11 protein-coding genes are annotated in these 12,355 nt (G+C 35.4%); 6 read left to right on the top strand and 5 right to left on the bottom strand.

The features are described from left to right. Positions 1-5: 5 nt before the first annotated feature. The gene (locus tag PXC01_RS08325; protein WP_276471821.1) at positions 6-1,361 is read left to right on the top strand and encodes a Gfo/Idh/MocA family protein; all 1,356 of its coding nucleotides are present in this window, start codon (positions 6-8) and stop codon (positions 1,359-1,361) included. A 35-nt stretch (positions 1,362-1,396) separates the two neighbouring features. Further along, entirely contained in the window at positions 1,397-2,575 is a 1,179-nt protein-coding gene (gene uxuA, locus PXC01_RS08320) for a mannonate dehydratase (RefSeq protein WP_276471820.1), read from the top strand. A gap of 2 nt (positions 2,576-2,577) precedes the next feature. Here uxuA and PXC01_RS08315 read toward each other — a convergent pair whose 3' ends face one another. Together PXC01_RS08315 and PXC01_RS08310 are read right to left on the bottom strand one after the other, a co-directional pair. Further along, positions 2,578-4,815 carry a DUF7133 domain-containing protein gene (locus PXC01_RS08315; protein ID WP_276471819.1) on the bottom strand — a complete coding sequence of 746 codons (2,238 nt, stop codon included), beginning with the start codon at positions 4,813-4,815 and terminating at the stop codon, positions 2,578-2,580. A 60-nt stretch (positions 4,816-4,875) separates the two neighbouring features. After that, a complete protein-coding gene (locus PXC01_RS08310) occupies positions 4,876-5,694 on the bottom strand; it encodes an SDR family oxidoreductase (protein ID WP_276471818.1) in 819 nt (272 codons plus the stop codon). 335 nt (positions 5,695-6,029) lie between these two features. Here PXC01_RS08310 and PXC01_RS08305 point away from each other — a divergent pair, with 335 nt between their 5' ends. Continuing rightward, positions 6,030-6,863 (top strand): DMT family transporter, encoded by an 834-nt coding sequence (locus tag PXC01_RS08305; protein WP_276471817.1) that lies wholly within the window; start codon positions 6,030-6,032, stop codon positions 6,861-6,863. A gap of 70 nt (positions 6,864-6,933) precedes the next feature. On the opposite strand, the gene PXC01_RS08300 is transcribed toward PXC01_RS08305, so the two are convergent. Further along, positions 6,934-7,125 carry a hypothetical protein gene (locus PXC01_RS08300; protein ID WP_276471816.1) on the bottom strand — a complete coding sequence of 64 codons (192 nt, stop codon included), beginning with the start codon at positions 7,123-7,125 and terminating at the stop codon, positions 6,934-6,936. A 273-nt stretch (positions 7,126-7,398) separates the two neighbouring features. Between PXC01_RS08300 and PXC01_RS08295 the strand changes: the two genes are divergently transcribed. Next, complete coding sequence (locus PXC01_RS08295) at positions 7,399-7,935, top strand: lipid-binding SYLF domain-containing protein (RefSeq protein ID WP_276471815.1); 537 nt, start codon at positions 7,399-7,401, stop codon at positions 7,933-7,935. Positions 7,936-7,991: 56 nt separating this feature from the next. Here PXC01_RS08295 and PXC01_RS08290 read toward each other — a convergent pair whose 3' ends face one another. Further along, complete coding sequence (locus PXC01_RS08290; RefSeq protein ID WP_276471814.1) at positions 7,992-8,810, bottom strand: glucose 1-dehydrogenase; 819 nt, start codon at positions 8,808-8,810, stop codon at positions 7,992-7,994. Positions 8,811-8,963: 153 nt separating this feature from the next. Then, entirely contained in the window at positions 8,964-10,061 is a 1,098-nt protein-coding gene (locus tag PXC01_RS08285) for an aldose epimerase family protein (RefSeq protein ID WP_276471813.1), read from the bottom strand. A 455-nt stretch (positions 10,062-10,516) separates the two neighbouring features. On the opposite strand from PXC01_RS08285, the gene PXC01_RS08280 reads away from it, so the two are divergent. Both PXC01_RS08280 and PXC01_RS08275 read left to right on the top strand, forming a co-directional pair. Then, positions 10,517-11,209: an NUDIX hydrolase gene (locus PXC01_RS08280; RefSeq protein WP_276471812.1), complete on the top strand. Its 693-nt coding sequence runs from the start codon at positions 10,517-10,519 to the stop codon at positions 11,207-11,209. Between the two features lie 73 nt (positions 11,210-11,282). After that, positions 11,283-12,305 (top strand): LacI family DNA-binding transcriptional regulator, encoded by a 1,023-nt coding sequence (locus PXC01_RS08275; RefSeq protein WP_276471811.1) that lies wholly within the window; start codon positions 11,283-11,285, stop codon positions 12,303-12,305. Positions 12,306-12,355 lie beyond the last annotated feature (50 nt).

The raw sequence follows: 12,355 nt of genomic DNA, 5'->3' as shown, positions 1-12,355 counted from the left end.
ATACGATGAGTTCAAACAGAAGAAATTTTATTAAGAAAACAGCTTTGGGTGCAGTTGGGGCTACAATAGCCAGTAGTACCGCGAATGCGATGACAGCAAAGAGCTATTCTAAAATAATAGGTGCAAACGATAGAATTCATGTAGCTATTCAAGGTTTAGGTAGAAGGTATGGTGCCTATATACCTGCTATAGCACATAAAAAAAATAATGTTGAGCTTACCTATTTATGTGATGTAATGAAAAGTCAGCGAGACAAAGCTGCCACAGAAGTAGCCTCTAAAATTAGCAGCAAACCAAAATTGGAGAATGACATCAGAAAAATATTGGACGATAAAAATGTTGATGCCATATTTATGTCCACACCAGATCATTGGCATGCACCAGGTGCCTGTATGGCAATGCAAGCCGGCAAACACGTTTATTTAGAAAAACCTTGTAGCCATAACCCGCGCGAAGGTGAGTTGGTGGTTGCCTATCAAAAGAAATTTGATAAAGTAGTTCAAATGGGCAACCAGCAAAGATCTGCCCTAGAATCTCAAGAAATTATAAGAGATATACATAACGGCGTAATTGGTGATGTATATAAGGCAACCGCATTCTATATTAGTGCAAGAGGTCGTGTACCCCACCAAACCAAAGCAAACCCACCAGAAGGTTTGGATTGGGAACTTTTTCAAGGACCGGCTCCAAGAAGAGCGTACACGGACAACACTTGGGATTATAATTGGCATTGGTACGGATGGGACTATGGTACCGCGGAAATGGGCAACAATGCAACCCATGAACTTGACATTGCACGTTGGGCATTGGGTGTTACCTATCCCAAACACGTATCTGTAGATGCTGGCAAGTATCATTATAAAGATGATGGCTGGGAAATGTATGACACAATGGAAGCAACTTTTAAATTCGCTGGAAACAAAACTATTAAGTGGGATGGAAATAGTAGAACCGGCTATCATAAATTTGGCAATAAATATGGTAGAGGCACCATAGTTTCAGGTTCAGAAGGTACTGCATATATTGATCGCGGCGGTTATAAGTTATTTGACCAAAAAGGAAATTTCATTAAAGAAAACCTTTCTTCCGGTGAAGAGGCAGGTACCGCACTAGGTGGTGGTGGCGATATGTCAACTCTACACACTGTCAACTTCTTTGATGCCATTAGGGGAAAAGCCGAATTAACCTCTCCTATAGATGAGGGTGCTATTAGCCAAATGTTAACACATTATGCAAACATAGCTACTAGAATAGATGATTCATTTGAAGTTGATGAAACTACAGGTCGTATTTTTAATAGGGAAGCCATGAAATTATGGTCTAGAACCTATGAGCCTGGTTGGGAAATAAAAGATGTGTAATTCTAATATATTATCTTAGAAATTTATTTAAAAGAATGGAACAAACATGGCGTTGGTACGGACCAAATGATCCAGTATCGTTATCAGATATAAAACAAGCAGGTGCAACAGGAATTGTTAGCGCATTGCACCATATTCCCAACGGAGTTATATGGTCCGTAGATGAAATAATGAAGCGAAAAAACACTATAGAAGCTGCCGGCTTAACGTGGTCGGTCGTAGAAAGTGTTCCAATTCATGAGCAAATAAAGACCCAAAAAGGAGATTATATAACTTATTACGACAACTACAAACAAACTATTACCAATCTTGGACAATGTGGCATAGATACGGTTTGCTACAATTTTATGCCCGTTTTAGATTGGACACGTACCAATTTAGATTACGAAGTGGCAGATGGCTCTACCGCGCTTCGGTTTGAAGCTAATGCCTTTGCTGCCTTTGAATTATATCTGTTAAAAAGACCCGGAGCGGAAGACACTTATACCGAGACACAAAAAAATGCTGCCAAAGCCTATTTCCAAAAGCTTTCAGAAGCGGACAAAAACAAGCTTATCGGTAACATAATAGCCGGTTTACCTGGTGCAGAAGAAGGGTACACATTAGAGGAATTCAATGAAATTTTAGCAACCTATGATGCTATAGGACCAAAAGAATTGAAGAATAATCTATTTGAATTTTTATCTGAAATTATTCCGGTAGCCGAAGCATCGGGTATTCGTATGTGTATTCATCCAGATGACCCGCCTTTTCCTATCTTAGGTTTACCACGAGTGGTAAGTACGGAACAAGATATTGTTGATCTTTATAAAGCCGTTGATAGCCCTAATAACGGATTAACATTTTGTACAGGGTCTTTTGGTGTAAGACCGGACAATGATTTACCGGGCATGGTATACCGCTTAGGAGACCGAATTCACTTTATTCATTTACGTAGTACACAGCGCGATGCCGATGGTAATTTTCATGAAGCGAATCATTTAGAAGGTGATGTTGATATGTACTCGGTAATGAAAGCGTTGATCAATGAGCAAAATAAAAGAAAAGCCGCTGGTCGTAACGACACTAGAATGCCCTTGCGCCCCGACCACGGGCATAAAATGTTAGACGACCTTAGAAAGAAAACCAATCCGGGATATTCTGGCATTGGTAGACTTAGAGGTTTAGCTGAATTAAGAGGTTTGGAAATGGGAATTAGAAAAAGCTTAAAATAGTTCTATTTTTTATCTAAAGCTTGTAATTCCGGTTCGGTAAACTCCATCCCCGTAGATGATTTTACGTTTCGCAACTCACTAATTCGCTTGTTGCTTAAACTTCTGGATCGATCAGAAAAAGCATTGGTTACATATGATATAATATTGGCAATATCTTGATCGCTTATAGATTCATTTCTAATAAGTCCGGGCATTGCCAAATTTATATCATAACGTTCTCCATTTACATGAACAGGACCTTCCAACCCGTGTAATATAATCAATGCCAAACGCTCTGTATTCTTAACATGCTCAGATCCCATAAGTGGTGGTGCCAAACCATCAATACCTTTACCATCTGCACCGTGACACGAGGCGCAAATTTGAAAAAACATTTTAGACCCACTAGTACGCGTATCTTCACGTATTACTTCACGAGTATAAATAGCATTCTTCTTATCAGATTTTCTATTGGTTATCGCATTTTCAAGCTTACTGAGAAAAGGGGTGTTTTTGAGGTTTTTCTTTATGACCTGATCATTATATAAAACGGCATCTACCTTTTCCACTCCACTGATTGCAGCATCTATTACAGTGGTATTCAGCTCCCTTCGCTCTAAGATTTTGGTCAATAAAGGCTGAAATCGATCCTTATCAATTTTAACCCAGTGACCTAGAACATTGGCTAGGTAAACATCTAAACCTAATTCATTCCTATCTAAAGCACTCTTAAAAATATGACTTGCCTGTTCAATTGACTTTTCTGAAATAAAATCCTTTATAATCACCAAAGCATGAGAAGCTACATCACTATTACTTTCTTCAATAACACTTACAAGAAAATCGAAGGACAAGGCATTCCAGCCTTCCAAAACGTATAGTGCATGTAGTTGACCTAAAGGATTTTTGTTGTTCAATGCAAGGTCTTTAACGTCGTCAATAACCGTTTTCAGCTCCTTAAAGATTAAAAAATGCTGGGCACGATCACGAATCCATCCATTATCACTTTGTAGCAAAGAGACCAATTCACTACCATTTAAAGAATCAAAATCCGTTAAATAATTACTAGTTGCATTATTATGAGATACCTTAAAAATCCTTCCGAAGTTAACAATGGTATCCAACTCTTTAGCCTTTGCTTTATCCCGTAGATACGGACTCATATATGCATGATGCCCAATCATACCTCTATGCATATCTACCACATACATACTACCATTGGGACCGTTCTTTAAGCTTACCGGTCTAAACCCTTCATCTAAAGAGGTTATAAATTCCTTATTCTGCCAAACTTGTTCTGCTTTGGTAGCATCTCCCATAAAGTTTAAACGCAAACGCTTTATCAAATTCCCTTCAGGAATACATACGAAAACATTCTCGGAATAAGATTGAGTAAAGCTCCCTCCTCTATAAACCAATGGACTACAAGCTGCCGTAGCATTGACGAGTAAGCTATCTGCATTCAAAACTCCCTTTGCATACCCTCTATTTACAGACCCCGCAAAAGCAGGATACACCCTTTGATCATTGGTCAATAGTTTATCTACGCTAGCTTTAGGTGTATAATATTGGTTATCTATCAGTGTATTTGGCAACACATAATCTCCCAATAAAATTCTAGAATTATCATTGTAGTAAAGTCGGCCAAAATTATCGTGGGTAATGCCCCATTGGCCTCTAAACGTCGTGGGTTCTTTTTTCCAAACACCATCAATTCTTCGATATCTAAAATTAGACTTTGCATTATATATCCAATTATCAATATTCAGTTCCAATCCGTTTGGCTGATGTTCCGGGTTACCTTCAACCGCATAAATTGAATCAACCATAACTTTGTTTACCGGCTTATCATTTTCAATATCCACGAACCATAAATATGGAGGTTCTGCATACAGTAAACCACCATAAACGTGCGCCAAGGCCCGAGGCATTACCAAACTATCCATAAATATTTTAGAATGATCTGCGACACCGTCTTTATCCAAGTCTTCAAGAATAACAATACTGCCGGAAGGTTCTTCTTCACCAGACCCTTGAAGATCGTTCATATACCCAGGCATTTGCGCTACCCAAATTCTACCTTTAGCATCAAAATCTATGGCAACAGGAGCTTTAAGTAGTGGTTCTGCCGCCAAAACCTTTAAGTTGAATCCGTCCTCTACAACATATGAATCTAAAGATACTTCTGTTTCATCATAACCTGAATTACAAGAGATTAAAAGACAGAAGAAAACAAGTAAACTATAAAAAATTAAGCGCATGAAAATTAATGGTAAATTAGGTAATCGATTACAAGAATAGCCAAACTTTAAAAATTGCATTTACACTCCAGAAAAGGAAGTAAAGCCACCATCTACATCAAAAATACTACCGGTAACAAAACTAGATGCATCACTAAGCAAGTAATGAACCATACCATTTAACTCAGACGCATCGCCAAATCTACCCATTGGCGTATTTTTAATAATACTGTTACCTCTTTCGGTAAAGGAACCGTCCTCATTGGTCAACAAACGTCTATTTTGATTGCCTATAAAAAACCCGGGCGCTACGGCATTTACCCTAATTTTATCTCCATGTTTAGAAGCCAGTTCATTGGCCATCCACTTGGTGAAAATATCTACGGCACTCTTGGCCATTGAATACCCAAGAACTCTAGAAATAGTTTGTTTTGCGGCCATTGAAGAAATATTAACAATTGAGCCATAGCCCTGCTCTACCATTAATTCACTTAAAATTACAGTTGGTATAACCGTACCGAATAAATTAATATCAACAACCTTTCTAGTATCACCCATAGAAATATCCCTAATTGTTTGGTCTGGCTTTAAGGTTGCTCCCGGAATATTACCGCCAGCTAGGTTTACTAGTCCGTCAAGGTGTTTAAATTCTTCTTTTATATTATTCTTCAACTTAACAAGTTCAGACTCATTCATGACATCGACCTTAAATACGAATGTACTATTTGGTACAAGCGCATTCAGCTCGTTCTGCTTATCCTTTAATTTATCTTCTGACCTTCCTAACAATAAAACTTTAGCACCATTTTCAACTAAATATTGGGCAATGGATCCACCTAAGGTTCCTGTTCCACCTGAAAGTGCATAATTTTTATCTTTTAAGGATAATAATTCGTTCATTTTATATTAATTAAATAATTATCGGTGTATTATTTTAAGAAACAAATGAAATACACACATCTATCTTATAATGCCAAGTTAAGAGATCTAAAAAAATCAAACGGCAATCTATATCAATAAAAATTTTACCCAATAAAATAACTGAAAATGCTTAGGCTAAATAACCCAACATTCTGCCTAAAATTGAAAGGATACGACAAAACAAAATAGAACAGTTATAATTCTTACCTCAATTTTCAGATTATCATAAAAGTTATAGCTAAATAGATATTTTAAATAGCATAGATACTTTATTCATATTGTCCCCAGTAACTTTGCACATTCAATTCTAGACCGTGAAGAAAGCAATTCTATTTATGATTATTAGTACGTTTTCATTCAGCTTAATGAACTCGTTCGTAAAATACTTAGATCATTTCCCCACATTTGAAATTGTCTTTTTTAGAACTATAGGCTCCTTAATTTTAGGTACCTCTTACATATTAATAAAAGGGATACCTATTCTAGGAAACAATCGTAAATATATGATTTATAGAGCCCTAGCAGGATTAACGGCTATGAGCTTATTTTTTATGTCATTAAAATATTTACCCGTTGGCACGGCGGTATCATTAAGATACCTTGCCCCTATCTATGCCGCTATATTCGCGGTATTTTTACTTAAGGAAAGGCTAAAACCCATACAATGGTTTTTATTTTTGTTTGCGTTTGCAGGTGTTTTGGTTTTAAAAGGATTTGATAAAAATATAGATACTACTGGCTTATTACTTGTATTGGCAGCATCTATTTTTAGCGGGCTGGTCTATGTCTTGATACGTAAAATAGGTAATGGCGACCACCCGTTGGTTATCGTTAATTACTTCATGTTTACCGGTACCGTTATTGGAGGTATATTGAGTATCCGTAATTGGGTCAACCCTAAAGGTATTGATTGGTTATTATTATCAAGCTTGGGCATTTTTGGCTTTTTTGGTCAAGTGTTCATGACCAAAGCTTTTCAAATTGCGAAAACAAATTTGGTAGCACCATTAAAATATATAGAAGTAATATTTACGATAACCGTTGGTATTTTTTGGTTTGGTGATATATACTCGCTTTGGAGTCTTTTGGGAATTATAATGATCGTTGGCGCCTTAATTGCTAACATTCTGGTTGGCAAGAAGAGTTAAAAAACTGGTTAGAAACAGACCTGCCCATTACATTGAACGGGAAAATTTTAGTATTGGTTGGGAAATTTAATTATTTGCGGGGTGCTTCATGCTCTGCCAAGCTATTGTTCACATCTACCAAAGAACTAACAATTGCAGAACTTACTTCACTTTCAATTTCTTCGTAATTATTCAGGCAATAAATTGCAGTAAGCATCAATGCCAAGACTATTAGCATGTTCGCAATAGTTTTTGAATCTATTATATTTTCATTATTCGCCATCTCATGTCTCTTTAAATCTTTTATGAATATAAAACTTATAGAATTAATTAACAAATTTTTAAGAATTACATTGAAGCCGTAATTTGTTTTGTTTAAGGCAGTTACTTCTTCAATGTAAGCATCCTAAAGCAAATTTTAACTTTCAATTAACTGATTTACAAATACTTAACATTCATTTGAGCTAAAACTAAGAGGGATTAAGGTAAAGAACGTGGAGCCATGACCGTAAATTTGAATCAAAGAAAAAATTATAAATCTTTAAAAATAGAACAAATGAAAATTTTAAAATCGATAACATTCGCAACCATATTATTTTTAGCGATAGGGGTAAATGCCCAAAGTACGAAAGACAAGAAAATTATTAAGGATGCCGATAATGCCAAAGAAAAACTAATGACTATGGAAGTTGGTCTAGATCAATTTTTCAATAATTCTGCGGGATATGTAATTTTCCCTAATGTAGGAAAAGGCGGTTTTATCATTGGTGGTGCATCGGGTAATGGTGTTGTATATGAAAATGGTGAAATGGTAGGTATGGCCGATCTGAAAAAACTAAGTGTAGGTCTACAAGCAGGTGGACAAGCTATTACCGAGATAATATTCTTTGAAACCGAGAAAGATTTGGCCGAATTTAAAGAAGGTGATTTTGAATTTTCTGCTGAAGCATCAGCGGTAGCATTAAAATCCGGTGTATCTGTTAATGCAAAATATAGAGATGGTGTTGCAGTATTTGCATTACCAAAAGCCGGTCTAATGGCCGATGCATCTGTAGGCGGACAAAAGTTTGATTATACTCCTATAATGAAATAAACATTGTACCAACAATATAAAAAGCCACCCATTGGGTGGCTTTTTTTTGTCTTATTTTATCCATTGGCCGTAAAACCCGGATAACAGGTCATACCACCGTCTACAAAAATTGTTGTTCCATTTATATATTCAGACTCATCTGATGCCAACCAGCTTGCTACACTACCAATATCATCGGGCACACCAATTTGTTTGTACGGTATTAAATTTAGCATACCTTCCCACCCTTCCTTTGTACTCCATACATCTTTATTGATATCCGTTTTAATTGCACCGGGTGCAATGGAATTACAACGTATTTTATCTGGTCCATATTCCTGACAAATAGTTTGCATAAGCATGACCAGGCCACCTTTACTTGCCGCATAATTAGCATGACCTGCCCATGGTATAACTTCATGTACAGAACTCATATGTATAATTTTACCTAAAGAATTTGACACTTTAGGTCGCATACCCCTTCTCTTAAATTCTATTATAGCCTCTTTGGCACATAGAAATTGACCTGTAAGATTCACGTCTATCACTCTTTGCCAATCAGATAATGGCATTTCATGTATAGGGTGGTCTAACTGTAAACCGGCATTTGCAACACATACATCAACAGTACCAAATTTTGATACCGTTTTTTGGAACATATTCTGCACCTCATCTTCTTTACTAACATCGCATTTGATGACAATGGCATCTCCACATTCAGAATTCTCACTGATCCAATGTGCCACTTCCTCCGCCTCTTCTTTACTACTATGATAATTAACAACAATATTGGCTCCTTCCATTCCCATTGCTTTGGCAACCGCTTCACCAATACCATCACTAGAACCTGTAACAATACAGGTCTGTTCTTGTAATCTTTTATTTGGTTTTTGCATAATTTTTCATTTTATGGAACTAAATGTATTTTGAATTCATGAATCTAATTACCTCAATAACCAAAATTAATAGTACAACACATACATATTAGAAATTAAAATTTAACACAAAAATTCTGAGAATGGCTAAATATTGACCAAGCTAGCAACTGACTAAACAACAGAAAATTTGAAGGTTGTTTTGGTAGCATATTTTTCTCCGGGAACAAGCCTAGTACTAGGAAACTGTGGCTGATTTGGAGAATCAGGGAAATGTTGCGTCTCAAAACAGAATCCGCTTCTCTTTTTATATACTCCACCAGTTGGTATTGGCAATGTACCATCTAAAAAATTACCGGTATAAAACTGCATTCCCGGTTGATCTGTTAGAACCTCCATAAGTCTGCCCGTTAGAGAATGGTAAGCAGTGGCAACAGAACGATAACCTTTTGCCGCCCCGTTCAAAACCCAACAATGATCAAAACCACGGGCTATTTTAATTTGCTCGTTGTGATTATCTAAGGCATTGCTAACTCTAATTGAAGACCTAAAATCAAAAGGCGAATTATCCACAGATTGTAATTCTCCATTTGGTATCAACAAATTATTTACCGGTACAAACCTATCCGCATTAATCTTTACTTCATGGTCCGTAATTGCTTTTGTGAAATCTCCCGATAAATTAAAATACGAATGCTGGGTCAAATTTACAACGGTTGTTTTATCTGTAGTAGCTTCATACAAAACATCAAGACTGTTATTATTATGCAAAGTGTAAGTTACCGTTGTCTTTAAATTACCTGGAAAGCCTTCTTCCATATCCTTACTAACGTAATTTAATTTTAAAGAGACAAATGTTGATGATTCTTTGACTTCCTCTACATCCCAAATTACTTTATCGAAACCTTTTTCACCACCATGCAAAGAATTGGTTCCATTATTTTGTGCCAGAATATATTTCTCACCATCTAATTTAAATTTTCCATTGGCAATTCTATTTCCATAACGCCCTACTATTGCTCCAAAAAATGGATTTTCATTTTCGTACAACTCTAAATTTGCAAGAGTAAGAACAACATTATCTAAATCCCCTTTTTTATCCAACGTTTTTATAGATGTAATTCTGCCACCGTACGTAATAATATTTACCTCTATACCGTCATTTTTCTTAAGCTGTAATAACTCCACATCCTCATTGAAAGAGGTTCGCCCATAATGGCTCCTATTAATAGTTAGTATTTTTTGTAAATCTTCATTTACTATACTTTTCATATTCTCATCATTAATTGCAATAGTTTATAAAAACAATAGGAACAAAACATAATAAACTATTAATTTTTCAATCTTTTTTTAACCTGTATAATAATTCAACAATCTAATGTTAAGTAATATAATTATATAAACATTAAATGTTAAAAAAATAATTTTTACTTATTATGATGTTTACTTCAACTTGTCATGAAATGGAAAAATATAGACAATCTCCGTACTATTTTTTAACACGAAAACAGAGACAAAAATTAAGGTTGCCGCTGAGTATATCGACAAAAAAATAAATTTACGTTCAATAAAATTACACCTCATATATTAGTAATAAAAAAGTTTCTACATACAGATAACCTTCTAATAAATAGCTCACTGTAGGGTTAAAATCTAGTATCAATTATTTTTTCAAGAAATTTAATTCATAAGATTCTTGTTATTTTTAGACCTACAAAAATTAAAACATGGTCTTGAATACATATTGCAAAGAAGACAAAGTCTTGCTTGCCGTAGATTGCATTATTTTTGGATTTTACCAAGAAGAACTAAAAATTTTAGTTGTGAAAAGAGATTTTGAACCGGCAATGGGTGAATGGTCGCTTATTGGTGGTTTTCTTAAACAAAAAGAGAACCTAAACGATGCTGCCTCTAGAATATTAAAAAGATTAACCGGACTCAACAATATTTACATGGAGCAAGTTCATTCTTACTCAAAAGTAGATCGTGACCCTAAAGAAAGAACAATTTCAGTTTCTTATTTTGCACTTATAGATATTGCACATCATTGTAAAGATCTCCTAAAAGAAAATCCTATAAAATGGTTTAATCTTAAGGATATGCCCAGTTTAATTTTTGACCATAATAAAATGGTGAAAGATGCAATTACACTGTTGCGTAATAGAATTACCAATAAGCCCGTTGGGTTTGAACTTTTGCCTGAGAAGTTTACCATGCGCCAACTTCAAAAAATGTACGAAGCAATTTTGGATACTGAACTGGATAAAAGAAATTTCATAAATAAGTTCAATTCTTTTGACCTTTTAAGAAAATTGAATGAAAAGGATATGAGCTCATCAAAAAAAGGAGCATTTCTATTTAAATTCGATGAAGACAAGTATCAGAAAAAGTTAGAAGAAGGTTTTTGCTTTAAAATATAGTATCAATTAGTATTTAAGCCACTTGCAGAAAGAATTTTTGGTTCAATAATCGTAAATTCGTTCTACTATTTTTATGAGCAAGAAAGCCACCATTTACGATATTGCAAAAGAGCTTAAAATAACTGCAGCTACGGTTTCTAGGGCTTTGAACAACAATCCTAAAATAAGTGAAAAAACGCGCAATCTTGTTCTTGAGACGGCTGAAAAATTAAATTACAAACAAAACAGGCTTGCCGTAGCACTTAAAAGTGGCAAGAGCAATAATGTTGGCGTAGTAGTACCCTTTATCAATAAAAACTTTTTTGCATCCGTTATTCGCGGTATTGAAGAAGAACTATATCCTAAGGGGTTTCATGTTATTATTTCCCAAACCCATGAAGAGAATGACCGCGAGAAGAAAATTATACAGAATTTAATAAATGCGCAGGTAGATGGAATTCTAGTTTCCACCTCTTTTACAAATGAGAATAAAAATCAATTACATCAAGTTTTAAAAAAATCGTCACCGTTTATATTTTTTGATCGTGTTTTAAAGTTTGATGGCATTAGCACGGTAACAATAGATGATTACCAAGGTGGCTTTGATGCCACCGAACATTTAATTGATCAAGGATACAGAAGAATAGCCCATTTTAACGTAAATCAAAATATTGAACTCTATAGCAACCGATTTAAAGGTTACAAAGACGCTCTTATAAAACATGGTATTACATATAACAGTGATTACATAATTACCATAAAAAACACTATGGAAGCAGGTAAGGAAGCTGCAAAAAAACTAATGGAACTGCCCGTACCACCAGATGCCATTTTCTCTTCTACCGATAACGGTCTATTAGGTGCCGTTAAATTTTTACAAAGTAAATCTTTTAGAATACCTGAAGATGTTGGCGTAGTGGGCTTTAGTAATGAGCCGTTTACTCAGTTTTTGGAGCCATCTATCAGTTCTGTAGACCAATCACCCGTAGAAATGGGAAAGATGGCCGCTAAAGTATTCTTGGAACAAATTGAAAACAAAGCTGCAACAAAAACTAACACTAATGTTGTGCTTCCGGCAAGATTGATCGTTAGGAAATCATCAAGCAAGGTAAAATAGGTTTTACGCTATAAATTCATTATTTATCTTCAGCTTTAATCGCGCAATTT

This window comes from Maribacter huludaoensis (assembly GCF_029350945.1).
Taxonomy (GTDB): Bacteria; Bacteroidota; Bacteroidia; order Flavobacteriales; family Flavobacteriaceae; genus Maribacter; species Maribacter huludaoensis.
Note: the sequence above shows the minus strand (reverse complement) of the source record. Positions and strands in the feature narration are given on the sequence as shown.